Raw genomic sequence first — 21,580 nt, forward strand, 5'->3', positions numbered from 1 at the left:
CGGCGCGGGGGTGCTCACGGAGACGTGAGGTGCAGGCGGTCGTCGCACCATGCGGCGACCGCCTCGTCGTGGGTGGCGACGACGATGCTCGCGCCGTGACCCGCGAGCTCGGCCAGCACGTCGAGGACCATCGCCGAGTTGCCGGCGTCGAGGGCGCCCGTGGGCTCGTCGGCCAGCACGACGGTCGGGCTCTTCACCAGGAGCCGGGCCAGGGCGACGCGCTGCTGCTCGCCGCCGCTCAGCCGCGACACCCGCTCCCGGCTCCGCCCGCCGAGGCCGACCCGGTCGAGGGCGCCCTCGAAGCGGCCGGCTCGGCCGCGCCGCTCGCCGAGCGCGAGAGCGAGGTTCTGCTCGACCGTGGCGGTGTCGACGAGGGCGTAGTTCTGGAAGAGGTAGCCGAGGCGGTGCCTCCGGAACCTCCTCCGCCCGCCGGCTCGCAGCCGGGTGAGCTCCCTCCCCGTCGACCTCGATGGAGCCCGAATCGGGGGCGTCGAGCAGGCCGAGGCAGTTGAGGAGCGTGGATTTGCCGCTGCCGCTCGCGCCGGTGAGCGCGAGACTGCGGCCCGAGGGGACGGAGACGTCGATGCCGGTCCAGAGGGGGCGGCGGGCGAAGCCCTTGGTGAGGGCGGTGGCGTGGATCACGGGAGTCCTTTCGAGAGGCGGGCCGGGACGGGCGGTCAGGAGTCGTCGGACCGCGGGCGGGCGGCGCGACGACGGGCGAGGGCGAGACAGACGACGAGCAGCAGCGAACTGAGCGCCGTCACGCCGAGCGCGAGCAGCGACTGCTCGAGGACGAACTCCTCGGTGTCGACGGTGCCGAGGTCGAGGACGGTCCGCACGTCGCGGGGATCCCGGAGCCACATCGGCACGACGGCGACGGTGACCGCCCCCCGCTAGGAGGACGCCCTCGAGCGCGAGACCGCTCCGGTGCGCCGACGGCGGAGGGAGGCCGGCGATGCGGTGGACGAACGCCCGCCGCCGGTCCTTCTCGGCGATCACCATCGCGGACACGAGCCCGGTGAGCAGGACCACGAGCGTCCCGCTGACGAGCCCCAGCACGTTGATCGAGAGCGTGCCGAGCGCCCGCTGGTACTGCTCGTTCGCCTGGTAGGCGACGGGGGTGATCGACACGACGACGTCGGTGAGGCCGCGCTCGTCGAGGGCGGCCGGGATCGCCTCGGGCTCGGTGAAGAGGACGGCACCTCGGGTGATCGCCGAGTAGACCTCGGAGGGCGCGTAGGCGTTGATCGAGGGAAGCACCACGAGGATCGGATCCTCCAGGGACGTCGCCCGGGCGAGGACATCGACGTCGGTGCTGCGGAAGGTGAAGAGGGTCTGGCCCCGTGGGGTGATCCGCTCCTCGACTGGCAGAGCCGCAGTGGCCGGGGCGGGAACAGCGACTCTCGACTGCGTCTCCTGCCACCAGCGGAGCTCCTCAAGAACGACCTGCCTGCGCTCGGCACTGGTGCCCTCCGGTTCGAGGACGGTGATGACCCCCTCCGCGACATCGGTGATCCGCGATCCTCCTTCTCCGAGGACCTCGACGGATCGGAGATAGCCCTCGTCGACGAGGAGGACGTTCCGCTCCTCCGAGAGCCCCGGCTCCGCCAGGATGACCGCGCCCCCGGACGCCTGCGAGGAGACGAGGTCGGCGAACGCGGGGATCGTGCGGAGATACTCGTCCTCGCTCAGATAACCGCTGATCCCGAGGATCGCAGCGTCCTGAGCGGAGCCCCAGAACTCCCGAGTGCGGTTCTCGAGCTCCGCGACGCGAGCACTCTGCCCGAGTGCGGCGATGACGGCCAGCAGCACGAGCACGGCGGGCACGCGCACCGCGTAGACGCCGAGGAGAACCCACCAGCCGTCGATCTCGCCCTTGACCTGGTCGAGGAGACGACGGTCGTCGGTCAGGGCGATCCCGACGGCATGTGCGCCGAGGGCGGCACCGAGGAGCACGGAGACGAGACGAGCGAAGAGCATCGCGAGAGTGGGGAGCTGCGCCACGCCGTTGTACGCCGCCAGGGTCAGGGCCAGGGCGGCGAGGCCGGCGGCGGCCCAGGCCGCGACGGGCGGTCCGAGCGATCGCCACTCCCGGACCAGGATCCCGAGGAACCCCGCGCCGTGAAGCCGCTGAACTCCGTGAGCCCGACTGCGGAGGACGGTTCCCGCGCCCACCAGCACGATCACAGCGAGACATGCCACCATCAGCGCCCGCGAGAGATCGCCGTACTCGCGGTACGAGTCGATGTCGAATCCGACCGGGTACGGGTGGACGGCACCCGACCAGCCCGCGTCCTCGATCACGCCGAGAACGGCGTCCGCGTCCGCCCGATCACCGCCGACGAGGTAGGCGCCCCTCGCGTCGATCGAACCGAGGTCGACGAGCGGAGCGACGGTCGTCGAGATCGACGTGTCGACGGCCTCGTAGCCGCTGTCGAGCAGGTCGGCCGCGGCGCCGGGGCCCGCGACGAAGAGGTGGCGGACACCCTCCGGATCGTCGGGATCGCTCAGGAGACGGACGACATCGAGGTCGCCCTCTTCTGCGAGCGCGGTCAGCTCCCGGTAGAGCTCCGCAGCAGGGATCCGCGGCTCGGCCGCCCCCGAGACCCGGAGCTGCCAGCCTCCGTTCCAGACGGCTCCCCGCGCGTCGGACGCCCTGACGAAGAGGAACGCGAAGACGGCCGCCAGAACGACGGCGAGCACGTACCCCGTGATGACACTTCGACTTCTCACGGCACCCTCCAGGTGCGAGGGAGGGGAAGACCACTCGTCGCACCCTCCCTCGGTTCTCGGTTCAGCAGAAGGAGTAGTAGGCGCTGTCCACGACGTTCTTGCGCGCGGGCGCGCTCACCGAGGCGGGACGATTCGGCTGGGTGCAGTTCGATCGCCAGTTGGTGCCGTTGTTGACCGAGGCCCGGTGCCACTTCGAGGGATGGTTGTACGACGACAGCACGGTGCCGTTGCTCACGCCGTAGTACCAGGTGCCCCCTTCCGGGTACGCGGTCGTGTACGCCGCCGCCGCAGCGGGTGCGACGAGCATCGTGCCCGCGAGCGCGAGGGCGGCGACGAAGGAGCGGCGCGAGCCGGGCGCGCGGGAGAACGAGGGCGACGTGAGCGAGAGGGACATGGGGATTCCGTTCAGCAGAGGTGGACCGCCTGCGGGGCGGGCTGCCCGATGGAGCAGTTCCGGAACCGTACGCCCGGACCCATCCGAGTATGGTCACCTCTCTCCCGCATCCGGGAAGCCCGGCGCGGAATCAGCCCTGTGGAGGAGCCTCCGCCGATGCCGCCCCCGGCACCGGACCCGCACCCGCCGCCGCGAACCGCCGCGCCAGCACCTCGAACGCCGAGGCCAGCTCCCGCGGCTCGGCCTCATCCAGCTCGGCACCGAAGCGCCCGAACGATGCCGCGAGCGCCTCCCACGACCACGAACCGGCCCTCACGCGGCAGCTCCCGTCGCCGAGATCCTCGACCTCCTCGGCGAACGGCAGCACCGCGGAGGCCGGCGCGCGCAGCACCGCGCTCCCGACGCACGGCCACGCCCCGTCCTCGGACCCGCGGAACCGCGCGGTCAGGAACGCCGCCGGCTCCCCTCCCGGCACCGCTCGGCGCGCGAACCGTCCACCGCCGGCTTCCGGCGCCACGACGCGATCGGCGCGGAACACCCGCCAGTCCTCGCGCTCGAGATCGAACGCGATCAGGTACCAGCGCCCCTGCCGGGCCACGAGGTGGTGCGGCTCGACCCGCCGCGGCGCTTCCGAGTACGCGAACCGCAGCTCCTCCGACGCCCGCACCGCCGTCGAGACGGCGATCAGCACCTCCGGAGCGACCGTCGGCCCCGCTGCGGGCGCCGTCGTGAACCGCAGGGCGTCGAGCCGGTGCGCCACTCGCTGCGGCAGCATCTGCCGCAGCGTCGCGAGCGCTCGCGCCGACGCCTCCTCGAGCCCCGTGCCCGTCAGCGGAGCCGACCGCAGCGCCACGGCGAGCGCCAGAGCCTGATCGTCGTCGAACAGGAACGGCGGCAGTTCCGACCCGGCCTCCAGCCGGTAGCCCCCGTCGGGCCCCTTCGCCCCGCGGATGCGGTAGCCCAGCTCGCGCAGCCGATCGACGTCGCGCCGCACCGTCCGCGGTGTCGTGCCCAGCCGCTCGGCGAGCACCGCACCCGGCCAGTCCCGCCTCAACTGCAGCAGGGAGAGCAGCTGGAGCATCCGAGCACTGGGAGAAGCCATGTCACGAAGCCTAGATCGAGAAGAGGACAGGATCCGTCCGCTTCCCCTGGCAGCGTGAGCGTCACCGGGAGGACGTCCCGGCCGATCACGAGGAGCCGACATGAGCATCACCACCACCACCCACCTGAACTTCCGCGGAGACGCCCGCGCGGCGCTCGAGTACTACCGCTCGGTCTTCGGCGGACGGCTCGACGCGTTCACCTACGCCGACGCCCACGCCGTGACGGATCCCGCCGAGGCGGACCAGCTCTCGTTCGGCCAGGTGGTCTCCGAAGCCGGCTTCCACGTCATGGCCTACGACGTGCCGTCGCGCACCCCGTACCAGCCCGGCACGATCCCCGTCTTCGTCTCGGTGCGCGGCGCCGACGCCGACGAGATCACCCGGTACTGGGAAGCACTGTCGGAGGGGTCCGAGATCGTCGCCCCGCTCGCTCCCGCGTCATGGGCCCCTCTCTACGGGATGCTCCGCGACCGCTTCGGCGTCACCTGGGTGCTCGACGTCGAGGCGGTCCGGGCGGCCTGACCCGCACCGCCCTACTCGGCCCCGCCCGTCTCGGCGTGCGGGGCCCCGACGGCCTTCGACTCCGGCGACCCGCGCTCGCGGAGGTACACCGAGAGCGCGGCCATGCTGCCGACCGCCAGGAACTCGGACTGCCAGTTCTGCAGCGTGCGGTTCCAGAAGTCGGAGGTGACCAGGTACTCCGCCCACGAGACCGGTGCCGACAGGTCCATCAGCTGCTGCTCGGAGTAGGCGACGGCGCCGGTCACCGACTGCGCGAACCACGAGCCGAGGAAGATCGCGCCCATCACCAGGAGCAGGGAGTGGGAGTAGACCCAGCGACGGAGACCGGGCGGCGCCTTCGCGGGGTGCGGCGACGACTCCTCCGCGTGCTCCCCCACCCGCTGCTCCTCGTCGGTCCCCGGACCCCGCTCTGACACCTTCTTCGACTCCGAGGAGCCTCGCTGCACGAACCACACGGTTGCGGCGATGTAGAGGAAGAACTGCAGGTACTCCGACTGCCAGTTCTCGGCGACGTCGCCGGCGAAGCTCGACGACGTCACGTATCGGAGCCAGTCGACCGGCTCGAGACCGGCGGCCTCCAGCTCCTGCCGGTACGAGAGCAGCCCCGCGACCGACTGCCCCGCCAGACTCAGGAGGAAGAGGCCGGCGAAGAGGAGCGTCAGCGAGTCGTCGCGGAGGAAGGAGCGGGCGGGCGCCGCCGTCCGCTCCCCGTGCAGCATCGCGGTCATCGGTGCAGCACCCCCAGAGCGACGAAGTAGACCAGGCCGACCGAGACGAGGGTCAGGCAGCCGGCGAAGACGGCGCGCATCACGAACCGTCGATCCTGCAGTCGAAGGGGGCGTCCTCCGTCGTCGCCACACAGCCCGCAGCGCGGACGCGCCAGCCGTCCCCGCTCGCCGCCAGGAACACGATGTCGCCGTCGAGCTCCACGATGGCGCCCTGCCCGTACGCCTCGGCGCGCGGGACGCCGCGGCCCGCCTCGAGCCCGAGCGAGCCGATCGCCTGAGCGCAGTCCGCGCCCTCCTCCTCCGCGACGGCCGCCGCGGCCTGCGGGGTCAGCAGCGCGCACGCCGTCTCCGCGTCGCCCTGCGCGAGCGCCGCCTCGAAGGCGGCGGCCGTGCTCTCGGCCGCCGCCGTGTCGGGCCCGGAGCAGCCCGCCAGGGCGAGCACGAGCACGAGCACCGCGGGGATCCGTCCGCTCTTCTGCATCACGCCGCCACCGTAGAACCGCGGGCAGCCGCAACTGGAGGGCGTTGACAGAAGCGGAGGCGGTGTACTCGCGCCGGGCGACGCGACCCGATCGCCACGACCCGTCCTGCTCCCCTCACAGGCCGGGTTCCGCCGCGCTCCTGCACCGAGCCCCGCGCACTCTCCCGGCAGGAGGGCCACGAGGTGGAGGATGACCGCATGCCCTCCCCCCGCATCCCGCCCCCGAAGGAGCACTCCGTGACAGGCGCCGTCCTCCCCCTCGTCGTCCGGATGCGCCCGCGTCCCGTCGACGAGCAGCACCGAGCGGCCAGTCCACTCGAACTGCTCGTCGATCTGACCTTCGTGGTCGCGATCGCCCAGATCGTGCAGCAGCTCGCCCACGCCGTCGAGGAGGGCCACGCCGGAGAGACGCTCCTCCCCTTCGGCATGGTCTTCTTCGCGATCTGGTGGGCCTGGATGAACTTCACCTGGTTCGCCTCCGGCTACGACACGGATGACGTGCCGTACCGCCTGCTGACCCTCGCGCAGATGGCGGGCGTGCTGGTGCTCGCCGCGGGGGTGCCGTCGGCGTTCGAGGAGGGGGACTTCACCGCCATCACCGTCGGGTACGCCGTGATGAGGCTGGCACTGGTCGCGCAGTGGGTCCGCGTGGCGATGTCCTCGGCGGCCGATCGACGATCGGCCCTCCGCAGCGCGGTCGGCTTCACCCTCGTCCAGGTCGGCTGGCTGCTGCGGCTCCTGCTCCCCGAGCAGGCCGAGGTCGCGAGCTTCGTCCTGCTGGCGGCGCTCGAGCTCTGCGTCCCCCTGTACGCCGCCCGGGCGGGCGAGCCGAGCTGGCATCCGCACCACATCGCCGAGCGGTACGGGCTGTTCACGATCATCCTGCTGGGCGAGGGCGTGCTCGCGGCGGTGACCGGGATGCAGCGATCACTCGCGGAGCGCGGGGTCAGCTCACCACTCGTCCTCGTGTCGCTGGCGGCCCTCGTCCTCGTCTTCGCCCTGTGGTGGCTGTCGTACCTGCACCCGTCGGGCGAACTCCTCGAAGCGCGGCGGAGCCTGTCCTACCGGTGGGGCTACGCCCACTTCCTCGTCTTCGCGGCGCTCGCCGCCCTGGGGTCCGGTCTGGAGGCCGCGGTCGCAGCGACGGCGGGGCATCTCGAGGCGTCCGAGGTCGTGCTCGGGGCGGCGGTCGCCGTGCCCGTGGCCTCGTACCTGCTCCTGATGTGGCTGGTGCACGCTCCGCTGGGCAGCAGGCAGCCCCTGCACGCCGGGGTCGTGCTGCCCGCCGCGGCCGCAGTGCTCGTGGCGCCGACCCTCGCCCCGTCGATCGGGCCGGGAGGCACCGTCGCGGTGATCGCGGTCGTGTGCGCCGGACTCGTGGCGGTCGTCATCGGCCGCGAGCGAGCGCGCCGGCGTCGGTCGCCGGAGGAACGGCCCGGAGCGGCGGCCGACGTGCCGACCGACGGCACCGGGCGCACCTCCGGCTAGTCGATGCCCCTCGCCCGCGGAACCTCGGCTGCGCGGCCGGGATCCGTCGGCCGCCGCCACCCTCGCCCAGCCGAGGTTCTGCGAACCGGAGTGTGCTCGCGGCCGGGCGATACGCTCGAGGCCGCGGGCGCCGACGCGCCGCGGACGGGAGCGGCATGGCCACGGTGGACTCGGCGGAGCGGCGAGCGCGCCTGATCGGGCTCCTCGAGCGCGACGGCGCCGTGCGGCTCGACGAGGCGGCCGCCGAGCTCGACGTCTCGACCATGACCGTGCGCCGCGACCTCGCCGATCTCGAGGCCGAGGGCCGGCTCAGCCGGGTCCGCGGAGGGGCGGTGCCTGCTCTGCGTCCGCGCCCCTTCGCCGAGCGCCTCGCCGCCGGAGCCGCCGCCAAGCGCGAGATCGCGAGGAAGGCCGTCGACCTGGTGCCCGCCACCGGCGCCATCGCCGTCGACGCCTCCTCCACCGCGGGCACCCTGCTGAGCGCCGCCGCCGAATCCCCTCGACTGCTCGTCGCCACCAACTCGCTCGAGAACCACGCCTCGGCCCGCACCACGAGGGCGCGGGTGGTGCTCATCGGCGGCGAGCTGGAGGAGGAGACGGACAGCTTCGTCGGACCCCTCGCCTGCTCGAGCGCCGCCGAGCTGCACTACGACCGCTTCTTCACCTCCGCCTCCGCCGTCTCGACGGAAGGCACCAGCGAGGTCACCCTGCAGGAGGCGCAGGTCAAGCGCGTGTTCGTCTCCGCGTCGACCGAGACGGTGCTGCTGGTCGACTCGACCAAGCTCGAGCGCTCGGCGCTCGCCCGGGCGCTCGACTGGGACGCGATCAGCGTCATGGTGACCGAGCTCGCTCCGTCGGACGCACGGCTGGAGCCGTTCCGCGCACTGGTCGAGCTGCGCTGACCCGATCCTCGAGGGAACCCCGGATGGTCGAGACAGCCAGGAGCAGCGGGACGTCTCGACGGTCGGGGGTTCCCTCGACGGCTGCGCGCCGGTTCCACGGCGCCGGGCCGTTGACCCGGACCGCGCGTCCTGTTAGCTTCTGTAACAGTTAACAAGTTCGTTCAATCAGACGGAGAAGTCATGGCCTCGTCCTCGACCGCCGCGGAGCTCATCGCCCGCTCGAACCGCCTCGGCGCCGATCCGAAGAACACGAACTACGCGGGGGGCAACACCTCCGCGAAGGGTGTCGAGACCGACCCCGTCACCGGCGAGCCCGTCGAGCTGCTCTGGGTCAAGGGCTCCGGAGGAGACCTCGGCACCCTGACGGAGTCCGGCCTCGCCGTCCTCCGCCTCGACCGCCTGCGCGCGCTCGTCAACGTCTACCCCGGCCTCGACCGCGAGGACGAGATGGTCGCCGCGTTCGACTACACGCTCCACGGCAAGGGCGGCGCCGCCCCCTCGATCGACACCGCCATGCACGGCCTTGTCGACGCCGCGCACGTCGACCACCTGCACCCCGACTCCGGCATCGCCTTCGCGACCGCCGCCGACGGCGAGAAGCTCACCGCCGAGGCCTTCGGCGGCACCGTCGCCTGGGTCCCGTGGCGCCGCCCCGGCTTCCAGCTCGGCCTCGACATCGCCGCCATCAAGGACGCGAACCCCGGAGTGATCGGCGCGATCCTCGGCGGCCACGGCATCACCGCCTGGGGCGACACGAGCGAGGAGGCGGAGGCGAACTCGCTCCGCATCATCGAGACCGCGGCCGCCTACATCGCCGAGCACGGCGCTCCGGAGCCCTTCGGCCCCGCCCTCGAGGGCTACGCCGCCCTGCCCGAGGAGGAGCGCCGCGCCAAGGCCGCCGCCCTCGCCCCGCACCTGCGCGCCATCGCCTCGCACGACAGCCCTCGGGTCGGCCACTTCACCGACTCCCCCGAGGTGCTCGACTTCCTCGCGAGCACCGAGCACCCGCGCCTCGCCGCGCTCGGCACCTCCTGCCCCGACCACTTCCTCCGCACCAAGGTGAAGCCGCTGCTCGTCGACCTGCCGTCGACCGCCTCCGTCGCGGAGATCCTCGAGCGTCTCCCCGCGCTGCACGAGGCGTACCGCGCCGACTACCAGGCCTACTACGACGCTCACGCGACGCCCGAGAGCCCTGCGATCCGCGGCGCCGACCCGCTGATCGTCCTCGTGCCGGGCGTGGGCATGTTCTCGTACGGAGCGAACAAGCAGACCGCCCGCGTCGCCGGCGAGTTCTACGTCAACGCGATCAACGTGATGCGCGGCGCCGAGGCCATCTCGACCTACGCGCCCATCGACGAGGCCGAGAAGTTCCGCATCGAGTACTGGGCGCTCGAGGAGGCGAAGCTGCAGCGGATGCCGAAGCCCAAGCCGCTCGCGTCCCGCATCGCACTGGTGACCGGAGCCGCCTCCGGCATCGGCAAGGCCATCGCCGTGCGCCTGGCCGCCGAGGGCGCCTGCGTCGTCATCGCCGACCTCGACCTCGCCAAGGCGCAGGCCGCCGCGGCCGAGCTCGGATCGACGGACGTCGCGATAGGAGTCGCCGCGAACGTCTCGGACGAGGCCGCCGTGCAGGCCGCGATCGACGCCACCGTGCTCGCGTTCGGCGGGCTCGACCTCGTCGTCAACAACGCCGGGCTCTCGCTCTCGAAGTCGCTCTTCGACACCACCGTCGCCGACTGGGACCTGCAGCACAACGTGATGGCGAAGGGCTCGTTCCTCGTCTCGAAGGCCGCGGCCCGCGTGCTCGTCGACCAGAAGCTCGGCGGCGACATCATCTACATCTCGTCGAAGAACTCGGTCTTCGCCGGCCCGAACAACATCGCGTACTCGGCCACCAAGGCCGACCAGGCCCACCAGGTGCGCCTGCTGGCCGCCGAGCTCGGCGAGCACGGCATCAAGGTGAACGGCATCAACCCCGACGGCGTCGTGCGCGGCTCCGGCATCTTCGCGTCGGGCTGGGGCGCGAACCGCGCCAAGACCTACGGCATCGAGGAGGAGGACCTGGGCAAGTTCTACGCCCAGCGCACGATCCTCAAGCGCGAGGTCGTCCCCGAGAACGTGGCCAACGCCGTGTTCGCGCTCTGCACGTCCGACTTCTCGCACACGACGGGGCTGCACGTCCCCGTTGACGCTGGAGTCGCGGCGGCGTTCCTCCGATGACCGCCACCGAAGGGCTCCTGCGATGAAGGCCGTCGCCGCTGTCGACCTCGGGGCGACCAGCGGACGCGTGATCCTCGGCTACGTCGGCCACGACGAGCTGCGGATGCGCCACGTCGCGCGGTTCCCGAACCAGCCGGTGCGCACCCACGAGGGCGACTCCTCCGCTCTGCACTGGAACATCCTGGAGCTGTACCGCTCGCTCACCGCGGGGCTGACGAACGCCCTCCGCGAGGAGCCGGAGGTCGTCTCGATCGGCGTCGACTCCTGGGCCGTCGACTACGCGCTGCTGCGCCAGGGGCGGATGCTCGGCGCCCCGTACCACTACCGCGACGAGCGGACGGCGCGCGGCGTCGCCGATGTGCACTCCCGCATCGGCGCGGAGGAGCTCTACCAGCGGAACGGCCTGCAGCACCTGCCGTTCAACACGCTGTTCCAGTTCGCGGCGGAGCGGGACGTGCTCGCGCTCGCCGATCAGGCGCTGCTCGTTCCGGATCTCATCGGCTACTGGCTGACCGGGGTCGCGGCGACCGAGATCACGAACGCCTCGACCACGGGCCTGCTGAGCCCGCACACCCGCGCGTGGGACGACGACCTCCTCACGCGCCTCGACCTTCCGCGCGGGATCCTCGCGCCGCTGATCGAGCCGGGCTCCCGGCTCGGCTCGCTCCTGCCCTCCGTCGCCGCCGATCTCGGCGCGCCGGAGAGCCTGGGCGTCGTCGCCGTCGGCTCCCACGACACGGCCTCGGCCGTCGTCGCGGTGCCTTCGACCGACGACAACGTGGCGTACATCTCGAGCGGAACCTGGTCGCTCGTCGGCGTCGAACTCGAGAAGCCGGTGGTCTCGCTGGAGGGTCGGGCCGCCAACTTCACCAACGAGGGCGGCGTCGACGGGCGCATCCGCTACCTGAAGAACGTCTCGGGTCTGTGGCTGCTGTCCGAATCCATCCGCACCTGGGAGAAGCAGACGGGCGAGCGCATCGAGCTGCCGCTGCTGCTCTCCGAGGCCGCCGCGATCCGCGGGCCGATCACCACGTTCGACGCCGCCGACGAGCGCTTCGTCGCCCCGGGCAACATCCCGGGCCGCATCGTGGAGTGGTGCGTCGAGCGCGGCCTCGCCCAGCCGCGCACCCGGGCGGAGTTCGTGCGCTCGATCCTCGAGTCGCTCGCCGAGGCGTACGCGGTGACCCTCGAGCAGGCCTCGGCGCTCTCGGGCGTGCGGATCGACGCGGTGCACGTGGTCGGCGGAGGATCGCAGAACGAGCTGCTGTGCCAGCTGACCGCCGACCGCACGGGCCGCACCGTGCTCGCCGGCCCGGTCGAGGCGACCGCGATCGGCAACATCCTGGTGCAGGCGCGGGCGCAGGGACTCGTGACCGGGTCGCTGGAATCGCTTCGCGCGATCGTGCGGACCGCGTTCCCTCCGGTGCGGTACACGCCCCGAGCGCACTGACCCGTCTGCGCACGCGGACGCGGCGCCTCCGGATCACCTCCGGCTCGCAGGAATCCGTTCGGCTCGTCGGAGTCGGGGGATCCTGCGAGCCGGACGTGTTCCCGCGAGCCGGACGTGTTCTCACGAGCCGAACGTGCCCCCAGGAGCCGGAATCCGGCGAATCGGCGATCCGCCGCTCCCAGGCTCTTGCCAGGTCCGCACCGGTCCCGCTACGGTCGACGGAGCCGAACCAACGAAAGGAGCCAGGCATGCCGCACTTCGCGCACTTCACCGCCGGCTTCTCCGGCGTCCACTCCGCCTGACCGGTCGAGCCCCGCGCTCGTCATCGCTCAGACGGTGACGACGCTCGAGAAGCTCCCGGTCCCGCGGGTCCCCCGCACGGACCGTCGTCCCGTCCCGGACCTCCGCTGGTCCCGCACCGCCTCCGCGGCGGTGCCTCCGCGCGCCCTCGAGCGCGCTCCTCCTCGCGCCCTCGCGGCGCTCTTCGGCGCGCCCGCGCGCCTGCACGGCAAGGACACCTCATGAACACCGCACTCCGGGCGACCCGGTACGCCCACCCCCCTCACCGCCGCCTCGCCGGCCTGCTCGACCGGCTCGCTCTGCGGGTCGGAGTCGCGCTCGTCGCGTGGAGCAGGCGGGAGCGCCGCCGGCCTCTCGACCACGCCGACGTCGCCGCCCTCCGCCGAGAGCGCGCCGACCTGCTCGAGCGCGAGCGGAGGCAGCAGCTCCTCCGCCTCGGGCGCTGACCGCGGCGCGGCTCCGGACGCCCGAGCGGCGTCCGGAGCCAGGGGCTGCCTCGCGCAGAGCCCTACCTGCCCCGCCGATCCCGGAGAGATCCGGGAGCGCTCGCCGAGTCGACGCAGTCCGGGCGCTGATCCTCCGCCGCACCCCGTTCGGCGTCCTGCCGCCCGCGCCGCTGCGCGCGAGTGGACGCGGAACGGGCCCGACGTCCCTCCCAGGGGCCGCGGAGTGACGACAGCCCGACCGCCCCCGAGGCGGCCCCGGGCACCCGCCCCCGGACCTACCCTCGGAGGATGCGCTCCCCTCGTCTCCTGCAGCAGGTCGTCGGCAAGCTCAGCGGGCAGACCCCCGCCGCGCCGGTCAGCCGGCGCACCCAGCGGGCGCTGCTCGCCGAGCAGACCGTGCGCGGCGTGCTCGACCTCGCCGTCCGGCTGGGCGAGACGCTGCTGTCGCTCGGGTCCGCGGCGGCCGAGGTCACCGAGACGATCCAGCGCGTCTGCCGCGCGTACGGCATCGAGGTCCAGGTCGACCTCACCTTCACGTCGATCCTCGTGGTGCACGACGGAGGCGAGGACTCGCCCAGCGTGAGCGTGCTGCGCGTGGTGCAGACCCGCAGCGCCGACTACGAGCGGCTCGCCCGGGTCACGGCGCTCGTCGCCGCGATCACCGAGGGCTCGCCCGAGGTGAGGGTGGCCGACGCCGTCGACTCCTCCGACGCGCGCGACGAGGCGCGGCACCAGTTCGAGGCGGCGCACGACCGGCTCGACGCGATCCTCGTGCAGCCGCACCGCTACCGCCGGGGCGTCGTCACGCTCACTCTGGCGCTGATGGCGGCGGGAGTCGCGCTGCTGCTGGGAGGCGGACCGCTCGTCGTCCTCGTCGCCGCGGCGACCGCCGCGCTCATCGACTCCGCCGGCCGGCTGCTCGGGCGCTGGGGGCTGCCCGCCTTCTTCCAGCAGATCGCCGGCGCCGCGATCGCGACGGGGGTCGCGGTGCTGCTGCTCGCGGTCGTGCCGCAGCTGCCGATCGAGCTGGCCGTGCTGCCTCCGGCGCTCGTCGTCGCGTCGGGGGTGGTCGTGCTCCTGGCCGGGCTCTCGTTCGTCGGCGCCGCGGACGACGCGATCAACGGGTTCCCGATCACCGCGGGCGGGCGGCTCCTGGAGGTCGGGCTGCTCACTCTCGGCATCGTGGTGGGCATCGCCGCGGTGCTCGACGTCGCGCGCACGCTCGGCGTCGACCTCGTGCTCGTCGACTCCTACGCCCGTCCCTGGCCGGCCGAGGTGCAGGTGCTCGGAGCGGGCGTCGCCGCCGGCGCCTGGGCGCTCTCGTCGCACACGCCCCCGCGCGCGGCGCTCCTCACCGCGATCACCGGCGCCGGTGCCTGGCTCGCCTCCGACACGCTCCTCGATCTGGGCGCCGCACCCCTCATGGCCAGCGCCGTCCCCGCCCTCGCCATCGGCCTGCTGGGCGAGGCGCTGTCCGAGCGGATGCGGATTCCCGCCGTGGTGACCACGGCCTGCGCCATCGTCCCCCTACTCCCCGGCCTCACGCTCTACCGCGGCGTGCTCGACCTCACCTCGGGCGGCTCGCCGACCAGCGGGATCGACCTGCTGCTCCAGGCGGGCATGATCGCCGTCGGCCTCGCCGGGGGCGTCACCCTCGGCCGCCTCGCGTACCGCCGACTGCGCACCCCGGTCGTCCGCGCCGTCGCTCCCGTCCGCGCACGCACGCGCCGGGACCGCGGCCTCGAGGAGGCCCTGGCCGCCGACGTCCTCTACGCCGACGGCACCGCCTCCGCCGCCCCGGCGCCGGCCGGCGCCTCCGGTCCGCCCTCGATCGCCGCGGAGCCCCTCCCCCGCACGGGCACCCTTCCGATCGTCAGCACCATCGGACTCGCGGAGCCGCAGCCGTCGCCTCCGGACACGGGCGCGCCTGCGCGGGACCGCCCCTCGTCGAGCCGCCTCGACTCCGACGCCTAGGGCCCGGGGGAGACCGACTCGCGTGCTCCGCTCGCCCTGATCGCGCGTGCTCGCCGCGTCGATCCCGTGCCCACCAGGCCTCAGCGCGCCGGTCGGGGCGCCAGCAGGTCGGCGCACTCGCGCCCGGTCAGCCGGCGGACCCGGCGGCGGCTGACGCCGCCTACGCGACGGAGACGCCTCGTTGACAGGTGAAGGTCGGCTCACACCGTCCGGTCGTCGACTCGATCACCATGAACCGCCGCTGCTCGGCGCGGAAGACGAGCAGGTCAAGCAGAGATGTCCTCGCCATCGACGCCGACGCGCATCCGGCGGCCGACGAACGAGAAGCGAGCGCCGAGTTCCCGGAGGGCGCTCGGGTCGGAGCGACTTCCTGCCTGTGAGCAGCACGCATTCTTCATCCGCGGACACGAGAACTCCGGACGATTCGAGCGCTTCGGGTGAGCAGGTCAGCTACATCGCACCACTCTTCTCCAAGCTTTCCGTTGAGTGGTTCTCCCTTGTTCACGCGCGGTCCCACTCCACGTATTCGGTGCCCCTTCGGCTCAAGTGCGTCGCTTCGAGGAGCCACCCGACGACCCGCGAGCGGCCGCGGTCGTCGGCACAGTCTTCGCCTGTATGCAGGCCGCCCGCGCCGCCTGGCTCGAGAGCGACCAGCAGCGCCGTTCAGCACCTACCCCGCTCCGAAGTCGTCGTTCGACGTGCGCTCGCCCTAGGTTTCGCGACGCCCGAGGCGCTGGAACTTGGCGAACATGTCCTCGAGGAGGAAGCGGACGTCCACCGAGTCGGCTACGGCGACCGTCCGCCCCTCGACCGAGCGGTTGGTCATGCGTCCGGGTTCCTCGAAGTGGCGCACCGGGTGGTGACGCCACCGTACGCCCACGGGGTGGAGCACGACGCCGATCGCCGGTGAGTCTCCGAGTGAACGCACTTCGTCTCCGAACTCGCTGCTGTACTCACGCACCTGCCCGACCAGGTAGTCGCCGATGGCGCCGAAGGGCGCGATCTTCTCGTCAAGTTCAGCGAAGCCGACGCCAACCATCGAGTACACCGTCCACGGAATCTGCTGGACGCGGATCCCTGATTGCAACACGATGTTCGCGGCGATCACGTCGTTGCTGAGGTTGTACTCGTAACCGAGACCCGCCGCATGGACCTCGTCGTAGGGGTCGCCGCCGATCCAGACGATCGTAACTTCCGGGTTCTCGACGATTCGCGGCTCCAGCAGGATCGCCGCGGCGACGTCGGTGAGCGGTCCCAACACTGCCACGAACAGCGGCCCCGGTCGCAGGCACTCGCGAGCGATCAACTGGGCCCCGTCGGACGGCAGCGGAGTCGCCGCATCCGTCATCGCTGTCGCGGCCCCGTTCTCGACGACGATGTCGCCGGTCATGTCGAGCAGACGCAGGAGCAGGTCCACCTCTGCTCGGCTGTCGAGCATGCTCGTGGCGGATGTCCGCTGACCGAAGTGCGCGGGCACGATGCCGACGATGTCGATCGAGGGCGAGAGGAGTGCGTGGACAATGGCGAACTGGTCGTCGACTTCGTTCTTCGCGTCTGAACTGATCAGCAGTCTTCTTCTCATGGTGTTTCTTCCGTCTAGTAGGGGTGTTTCGAGGAGACAGTGGATCGGTGGGTCACGAGGGCTGAACGACCGAGGATCGCGAGAAGTGGATACGGAGCTCCCGCTTGATTTCGTGGCTCGGACCAGCAACCACGACATGAGTACGCCGGGAGTCGTCCTCCGCATGTAGACCGACGACGACGTCGATGTCGACAGGGTCGACGACGAGCCGCAGGTCCGGTCGAGTGTGAGCGAGCTGCGAGGAGTCGACCATGAACCTCACTCGCGCCGCGGCGCCGCGTGCGAGTGACACCTCCTGGAAGCCCGCGAGCTGCTGGAAGGGCCGGGTCAGGCCGCTTCCGCGGACGCGGAGGTAGAGCTGCACGATCGTCGCGCCGTCCCGAGCACCCGTGTTCCGGATGTCGACCGCGACGGAGAGCTCGTCGCTGGTGCCGATCCGGGCTGGGACCTGAAGCTGTCCGAGCTCGAACGTCGTGGTGCTCAGACCGGATCCGAATGGATGAGCGGGCGTCGCCGGCATGTCGAGGTAGGCGGGCTGGTGCAGCTCCCCGGTAGCGGGACGGCCGCCGCTCCCGGTCGCGCGGTGGTGATAGATCGGGATCTGGCCGCCGTGCCGGGGGATCGAGTAGGGCAGCCGGCCGATCGGCGGGACGACTCCGGTGAGGATGTCGACGACGGCGCGAGCACCGTGCGGGCCTCCGAAGCTCGAGACGATCAAAGCGCGGGCCTGCGTTGAGCTCGCGGGGAGGGTGTACGGACGTCCTTGGACCAGCACGATCGCGAAGGGCCGGCCGGTCTCGGCGATCCGGTCGACGAGTTCGGCCTGGGCAGCGGGAAGGGCGATGTCCGCGGTGTCGCTGGCTTCCCCCTCCGTCCGCTCGCCGCTGAACCACAGGCTGGCGCCGCCGAGGGCGAGGATCGTCAGGTCTGCCGCCCGAGACGCGTCGACCGCCTCCGCGATCACGGCGTCGCCCAGCCGCTCGGTGATGCCCGACCCTGTGGCGTGCACGACCTCGGCGCCGGCAGCGGACAGCGCCTCCGCGAGCGACAGGGTCCCGAGGCGCTCCCGGGCGAGGTGCTGCGCCTCGCCGGCGGGGAGGAGAGCCTGGTGCCAGGCGTCCGCGCGCTCGTCGACGCCGACCATCGTGATCTCGCCGCCGAGGTGTATCGCGTCCACGGCCTGGCGCCAGGACGGGTAGCTGTAGGCGGCGAACTGCAGCTCCGGTGCGTCCGCGTGCGGTCCCACGATCGCGATTCGCCGGCCACGCGGTTCGAGCGGCACGAGGCCGTCGTTCTCGAGGAGGACGACGCTGCGGCGGGCCAGCTCGAGGGAGAGCTCATCACCTTCGGCCGCGATGGCGGGGAGGTCGATGACCTCCTGCGGATACGGCTGCTCGAACAGCCCGACGCGGAACTTCGCCGCCAGGACGCGGGCGACGGCGGTGTCCACGACGTCGACGGCGAGCCGACCGGACTCGACCTCCTCGACGAGTCGGTCGCCGTAGGCCGCGGGGCGGGGGAACTCGACGTCGAGCCCGGCCTCGATCGCGAGGCGGCCGGCCTCCGAGAGGTCCCGCGCGACGCCCTTGACCGTCATGAGCTGCTCGACGCTGGCGTAGTCGGCCGAGACGAAGCCGTCGAAGCCCAACTCGTCCCGCAGGAGACCCGTGAGGATCTCCCGGGAGGCGGCGACCGGTGCGCCGTCGATGTCGGAGTACGAGTTCATGATCGAGCCCAGCCCGGCGAGCTGGATGGCGGCTTCGAAGGGCACCGCGAACAGGTCCCGGAGTCGACGCGGCCCGACCGGGATGGTCGCGGCGTTCAGTCCGGCCTCAGGGGCCGCGTAGCCGAGGAAGTGCTTGCCGGTCGCGATCACGCCGTCGCGGAGGTCGTCGCCCTGCATGCCCCGGACGTAGGCGACCGAGTTGGCGGCGACGAGGTAGGGGTCCTCCCCGTAGGTCTCGTGCACCCTCCCCCAGCGCGGGTCGAGGGCGACGTCCATCACCGGGGAGAGGACGTGGCGCATCCCGACCCGACGCAGCTGATGCCGCATGAGGCGAGCCATCTGCTCGACGAGCTCGGGCTTCCAGGCTGCGGCCAGCCCGATCGCGGTGGGGAAGGTCATGTGGCCCCCCGCGAGCAGTCCGTTCAGCGCCTCCGCGTGGAAGAGCGCCGGGATGCCGAGGCGGGTGCGCTCGAGGAAGCGTCGTTGCAGTGCGATGACGTCGTCGGCGAGGAGACGCGGGTCGTCGCGGATGAGCTGCGCGACGTGACCGGGCGGGCGAGTGAGCACATCGTCGGCGGTGTCCAGATCCGATCCGTCGGGCCGGATCAGGTCGAAGGCCATGATGCCGGTCAGCTGGTGCGTCTTCTCGGGAAGTGTCATCACGCCCAGAAGGGCTCCGACCCGCTCGTCGACGGTCAGCGTGGCATCGAGGTGGTGCACGACGGCTCCTTCATCGGAGAGTGGGCCGCGGAGGCGGGAAGGTGCGCTCCGCTGTCCCGAGCGGAGCAGGGCCGACGGTGACGCCTCTTCACCCTGAAGGGCTGCTCGTTCGAGAGCAAGAGACGGTGCTCGAGGTGGGCATATTTTGCGCAATAAAGTATTCCGCCTTGCCCGCTCGGACCGGCTTTGACAACGTGAAGACGGACCGGATGACCATGCTGGCCGCCGAAGGAGTCGCCATGTCGCGCACGTCGTTCAACCAGGACTGGACGGTCCGGCCGAAGGTCAGCATCTTCAGCCAGCTCAACGACGATCCGGACGCGCGGACGCCGGTGACGCTCCCCCACGATGCGATGCTCGCGCTTCGTCGCGATCCCGCACTGTCGGAGGGGTCGGGGTACTTCCCCGGCGGAGTGGTCGAGTACCGCAAGGTGTTCTCCGTCCCCGACGAGTGGAGTCGCCGCCGCATCACGCTCGAACTGCAGGGCGTCTACCGTGACGCCGTCGTGCTGGTCAACGGCGCGTTCGCCGCCCAGCGGCCGAACGGCTACTCCGTCTTCCACGTCCCGCTGGACGCCTTCCTCCGCTACGGCCGCGAGAACGAGATCGTCGTCGAGGCACGCGCCCACCAGGACTCGCGCTGGTACTCCGGGCTCGGCATCCACCGGGACACCGTCCTCTGCGTCACGGACCTCGCGCACCTCGCGACGGACGGCGTCCGGATCACCACGCCGGAGATCGACGACGACCAGGCCGTCGTGTCCCTCGCCGCCGCCGTGCAGAACGAGGACGTCGTCACACGGTTCTTGACGCTGCGCTCCTCCGTTCTCGACGGGAACGGGAAGGAGGTCGCGACTGTGTCGTCCCCGGTCACCGTGCAGCCCGGTGACTCCGCGGTCGCGCGCCAGAAGGCGTACGTGGCGCATCCGCTGCGATGGAGCGTCGAGCACCCGAACCTCTACCGTTCCGTTACCGAACTGTGGGACGGCGACGCCCTCATCGACTCCGTCGAGACCCCGTTCGGCATCCGCAGCCTCACCCTGGACCCCGTCCGCGGACTGCGCATCAACGGCGAGACCGTGAAGCTGCGCGGAGCCTGCATCCACCACGACAACGGCCTCCTCGGCGCGGCCGCGATCGGCCGAGCGGAGGAGCGCCGGATCGAGATCCTCAAGGAGGCCGGCTTCAACGCGATCCGTGCGTCCCACAATCCGCTGAGCATCGCGATGATCGAGGCCTGCGACCGCTTCGGCATGCTCGTGATCGACGAGACCTTCGACATGTGGACGACGGCGAAGAACGCGTTCGACTACTCCCTGGCGTTTCCCGAGTGGTGGGAGCGCGACGTCGAAGCCCTCGTCGCCAAGGACTTCAACCACCCGAGCGTCATCGTCTACTCCATCGGAAACGAGGTGCTCGACGCCGGCAACCCGCACGGCGCGCGCTGGGGACGCGCCCTCGCAGAGAAGGTCCGCGAACTGGACCCGACGAGATACACGACGAACGCCGTCAGCGGCTTCGTCGGGACGATCACCCAGCTCCTCCCCGAGCTGAAGAAGCGCGCCGGGGATCTGCGCGGGAAGGTCGGCGTGAACGACCTCCTCGGCGAGATGCATCACTTGTTCGACGAGATCAGCCTCTCGGAGCAGGTCACCGACCTGACCGAGGAGTCGCACTCCGTGGTCGACGTCGTCGGCCACAACTACGCGCACAGCCGCTACCGTGACGACCTCGCGCGCTTCCCCGACCGTGTGGTCGTCGGCTCCGAGACGCTCGCGAACGAGATCGACGAGCTGTGGGCCCTCGTCGCCGAGAACCCCCACGTGATCGGCGACTTCACCTGGACGGGCTGGGACTACCTCGGCGAGGCGGGCATCGGCGGCACGCGCTTCGACGACGACGCCTATGCTCCGTACCCCTGGCTGACCGCCTGGTGCGGCGACATTGACATCACGGGCCACCGCCGCCCCGCCTCCTACTACCGCGAGATCGTCTTCGGGCTCCGCGACGAGCCCTACATCGCCGTCGACCGACCCCGCGGGTACGGCCGCACACCGCAGCGACTCGGCTGGGCCTGGACCGACTCGCTCTCCACGTGGGATCTGGGGGTGTCCGACGGAACGCCGGTCCCCCTCGAGGTTTACAGCGCGGCGGACGAGGTCGAGCTGCTGCTCGACGGCCGGCCGGTCGGCCGGGCAGCCGCCGGCCCTGCACAACGCTTCCGAGCGGCGTTCGAGGTCCCGTACGAGCGAGGAGAGCTGACCGCCGTCGCCTTCGTCGACGGTGTGGAGATCGGACGGACGGCCGTCCGATCCCCCCGAGGTCCTATCGTCCTGACCGCGCAGGCGGATCGCTCGAGGATCAACGCCGACGACACGGACCTCGCGTACATCGCCGTCGAGCTGAGGGACGCGTCCGGCGTCCTGTCGACCTCGGCCGGGGCGAGCGTGCGCGTCGAGATCGAGGGGCCGGGCGTGCTGCAGGGCCTCGGTAGCGCGAACCCGGTGACGGAGGAGGGTTTCCTCGCCGCGAGCACGAGCACGTATGAGGGCCGTGCCCTCGCGGTCGTCCGGCCGACCGACACCGGCGTGCTCCGCATCACAGTGAGCGCGGAAGGATTCGAGGACGTCCGGCTCGAGGTGCAGGCCGGCTGAGCGCGGCGAGTGCGCGCGGTCCTGGAGCGCCGCTGAGGTCCGGGCGGGATGCATCAGGGCTCGAAGCGAGCGGTCGTATTTGCGCAACGAGATCGGTCGCGAGCGAGCATCGTGCAACGCTGTGGACGGGCTACTGTCCCGCCCGGTTCCGTCCCGG

General features: G+C 71.8%; 18 protein-coding genes and 1 pseudogene. 10 read left to right on the forward strand and 9 right to left on the reverse strand.

Annotated elements, in window-relative coordinates; all coding sequences use genetic code 11:
• Positions 1-14: 14 nt before the first annotated feature.
• From AC0CID_RS11030 to AC0CID_RS11040, 3 genes and pseudogenes are all read right to left on the reverse strand, one after another.
• Positions 15-482: an ATP-binding cassette domain-containing protein gene (locus tag AC0CID_RS11030; RefSeq protein WP_465228087.1), complete on the reverse strand. Its 468-nt coding sequence runs from the start codon at positions 480-482 to the stop codon at positions 15-17.
• Positions 483-501: 19 nt separating this feature from the next.
• Positions 502-642 (reverse strand): annotated as a pseudogene (locus AC0CID_RS11035) (ATP-binding cassette domain-containing protein); the annotation flags it as partial.
• 35 nt (positions 643-677) lie between these two features.
• Entirely contained in the window at positions 678-869 is a 192-nt protein-coding gene (locus AC0CID_RS11040; RefSeq protein ID WP_465226836.1) for a hypothetical protein, read from the reverse strand.
• A 91-nt stretch (positions 870-960) separates the two neighbouring features.
• Here AC0CID_RS11040 and AC0CID_RS11045 point away from each other — a divergent pair, with 91 nt between their 5' ends.
• Positions 961-2,907 (forward strand): hypothetical protein, encoded by a 1,947-nt coding sequence (locus tag AC0CID_RS11045; protein WP_465226837.1) that lies wholly within the window; start codon positions 961-963, stop codon positions 2,905-2,907.
• Here the strand turns inward: AC0CID_RS11045 and AC0CID_RS11050 are convergent.
• Positions 2,795-3,127, reverse strand: coding sequence for a lactococcin 972 family bacteriocin (locus AC0CID_RS11050; RefSeq protein ID WP_465226838.1), 333 nt, complete (start codon positions 3,125-3,127; stop codon positions 2,795-2,797). The two genes, AC0CID_RS11045 and AC0CID_RS11050, sit on opposite strands and share 113 nt — an antisense overlap.
• Before the next feature lie 130 nt (positions 3,128-3,257).
• Positions 3,258-4,229 carry a helix-turn-helix transcriptional regulator gene (locus AC0CID_RS11055; RefSeq protein ID WP_465226839.1) on the reverse strand — a complete coding sequence of 324 codons (972 nt, stop codon included), beginning with the start codon at positions 4,227-4,229 and terminating at the stop codon, positions 3,258-3,260.
• A 100-nt stretch (positions 4,230-4,329) separates the two neighbouring features.
• Between AC0CID_RS11055 and AC0CID_RS11060 the strand changes: the two genes are divergently transcribed.
• Positions 4,330-4,752, forward strand: coding sequence for a VOC family protein (locus AC0CID_RS11060; RefSeq protein WP_465226840.1), 423 nt, complete (start codon positions 4,330-4,332; stop codon positions 4,750-4,752).
• An 11-nt stretch (positions 4,753-4,763) separates the two neighbouring features.
• Here the strand turns inward: AC0CID_RS11060 and AC0CID_RS11065 are convergent, their stop codons facing one another.
• Both AC0CID_RS11065 and AC0CID_RS11070 read right to left on the reverse strand, forming a co-directional pair.
• Positions 4,764-5,480 (reverse strand): DUF6766 family protein, encoded by a 717-nt coding sequence (locus tag AC0CID_RS11065; RefSeq protein ID WP_465226841.1) that lies wholly within the window; start codon positions 5,478-5,480, stop codon positions 4,764-4,766.
• A 79-nt stretch (positions 5,481-5,559) separates the two neighbouring features.
• Positions 5,560-5,964 carry a hypothetical protein gene (locus tag AC0CID_RS11070; RefSeq protein ID WP_465226842.1) on the reverse strand — a complete coding sequence of 135 codons (405 nt, stop codon included), beginning with the start codon at positions 5,962-5,964 and terminating at the stop codon, positions 5,560-5,562.
• A gap of 195 nt (positions 5,965-6,159) precedes the next feature.
• Between AC0CID_RS11070 and AC0CID_RS11075 the strand changes: the two genes are divergently transcribed.
• From AC0CID_RS11075 to AC0CID_RS11105, 7 genes are all read left to right on the forward strand, one after another.
• The gene (locus AC0CID_RS11075; protein WP_465226843.1) at positions 6,160-7,449 is read left to right on the forward strand and encodes a low temperature requirement protein A; all 1,290 of its coding nucleotides are present in this window, start codon (positions 6,160-6,162) and stop codon (positions 7,447-7,449) included.
• A gap of 155 nt (positions 7,450-7,604) precedes the next feature.
• Positions 7,605-8,351, forward strand: coding sequence for a DeoR/GlpR family DNA-binding transcription regulator (locus AC0CID_RS11080; protein WP_465226844.1), 747 nt, complete (start codon positions 7,605-7,607; stop codon positions 8,349-8,351).
• Positions 8,352-8,531: 180 nt separating this feature from the next.
• Complete coding sequence (locus AC0CID_RS11085; protein WP_465226845.1) at positions 8,532-10,571, forward strand: bifunctional aldolase/short-chain dehydrogenase; 2,040 nt, start codon at positions 8,532-8,534, stop codon at positions 10,569-10,571.
• Between the two features lie 22 nt (positions 10,572-10,593).
• On the forward strand, positions 10,594-12,021 hold the full coding sequence (locus tag AC0CID_RS11090) for a rhamnulokinase (protein WP_465226846.1): 1,428 nt from the start codon (positions 10,594-10,596) through the stop codon (positions 12,019-12,021).
• Positions 12,022-12,357: 336 nt separating this feature from the next.
• Positions 12,358-12,546 carry a hypothetical protein gene (locus tag AC0CID_RS11095; RefSeq protein WP_465226847.1) on the forward strand — a complete coding sequence of 63 codons (189 nt, stop codon included), beginning with the start codon at positions 12,358-12,360 and terminating at the stop codon, positions 12,544-12,546.
• Entirely contained in the window at positions 12,543-12,767 is a 225-nt protein-coding gene (locus tag AC0CID_RS11100) for a hypothetical protein (protein ID WP_465226848.1), read from the forward strand. The genes AC0CID_RS11095 and AC0CID_RS11100 overlap by 4 nt, the downstream gene beginning before the upstream one ends.
• Positions 12,768-13,055: 288 nt before the next feature.
• Positions 13,056-14,741, forward strand: a complete 1,686-nt coding sequence (locus tag AC0CID_RS11105; protein ID WP_465226849.1) for a threonine/serine exporter family protein — start codon at positions 13,056-13,058, stop codon at positions 14,739-14,741.
• A 709-nt stretch (positions 14,742-15,450) separates the two neighbouring features.
• Here AC0CID_RS11105 and AC0CID_RS11110 read toward each other — a convergent pair.
• The gene (locus tag AC0CID_RS11110) at positions 15,451-16,323 is read right to left on the reverse strand and encodes a nucleoside hydrolase (protein WP_465226850.1); all 873 of its coding nucleotides are present in this window, start codon (positions 16,321-16,323) and stop codon (positions 15,451-15,453) included.
• Positions 16,324-16,375: 52 nt separating this feature from the next.
• The gene (locus tag AC0CID_RS11115; RefSeq protein WP_465226851.1) at positions 16,376-18,769 is read right to left on the reverse strand and encodes a glycoside hydrolase family 3 N-terminal domain-containing protein; all 2,394 of its coding nucleotides are present in this window, start codon (positions 18,767-18,769) and stop codon (positions 16,376-16,378) included.
• A 167-nt stretch (positions 18,770-18,936) separates the two neighbouring features.
• On the opposite strand from AC0CID_RS11115, the gene AC0CID_RS11120 reads away from it, so the two are divergent.
• The gene (locus tag AC0CID_RS11120; RefSeq protein ID WP_465226852.1) at positions 18,937-21,423 is read left to right on the forward strand and encodes a glycoside hydrolase family 2 TIM barrel-domain containing protein; all 2,487 of its coding nucleotides are present in this window, start codon (positions 18,937-18,939) and stop codon (positions 21,421-21,423) included.
• Positions 21,424-21,580 lie beyond the last annotated feature (157 nt).

The sequence above is a fragment of the Rathayibacter sp. AC451 genome (assembly GCF_979253095.1).

Bases quoted from the DNA above. Each gene is read 5' to 3' on its own strand.
- AC0CID_RS11085 (WP_465226845.1), top strand. From the start codon at position 8,532: ATGGCCTCGTCCTCGACCGCCGCGGAGCTCATCGCCCGCTCGAACCGC.
- AC0CID_RS11080 (WP_465226844.1), top strand. From the start codon at position 7,605: ATGGCCACGGTGGACTCGGCGGAGCGGCGAGCGCGCCTGATCGGGCTC.
- AC0CID_RS11100 (WP_465226848.1), top strand. From the start codon at position 12,543: ATGAACACCGCACTCCGGGCGACCCGGTACGCCCACCCCCCTCACCGC.
- AC0CID_RS11105 (WP_465226849.1), top strand. From the start codon at position 13,056: ATGCGCTCCCCTCGTCTCCTGCAGCAGGTCGTCGGCAAGCTCAGCGGG.
- AC0CID_RS11065 (WP_465226841.1), bottom strand. From the start codon at position 5,480: ATGACCGCGATGCTGCACGGGGAGCGGACGGCGGCGCCCGCCCGCTCC.
- AC0CID_RS11055 (WP_465226839.1), bottom strand. From the start codon at position 4,229: ATGGCTTCTCCCAGTGCTCGGATGCTCCAGCTGCTCTCCCTGCTGCAG.
- AC0CID_RS11050 (WP_465226838.1), bottom strand. From the start codon at position 3,127: ATGTCCCTCTCGCTCACGTCGCCCTCGTTCTCCCGCGCGCCCGGCTCG.
- AC0CID_RS11110 (WP_465226850.1), bottom strand. From the start codon at position 16,323: ATGAGAAGAAGACTGCTGATCAGTTCAGACGCGAAGAACGAAGTCGAC.
- AC0CID_RS11075 (WP_465226843.1), top strand. From the start codon at position 6,160: ATGCCCTCCCCCCGCATCCCGCCCCCGAAGGAGCACTCCGTGACAGGC.
- AC0CID_RS11060 (WP_465226840.1), top strand. From the start codon at position 4,330: ATGAGCATCACCACCACCACCCACCTGAACTTCCGCGGAGACGCCCGC.
- AC0CID_RS11090 (WP_465226846.1), top strand. From the start codon at position 10,594: ATGAAGGCCGTCGCCGCTGTCGACCTCGGGGCGACCAGCGGACGCGTG.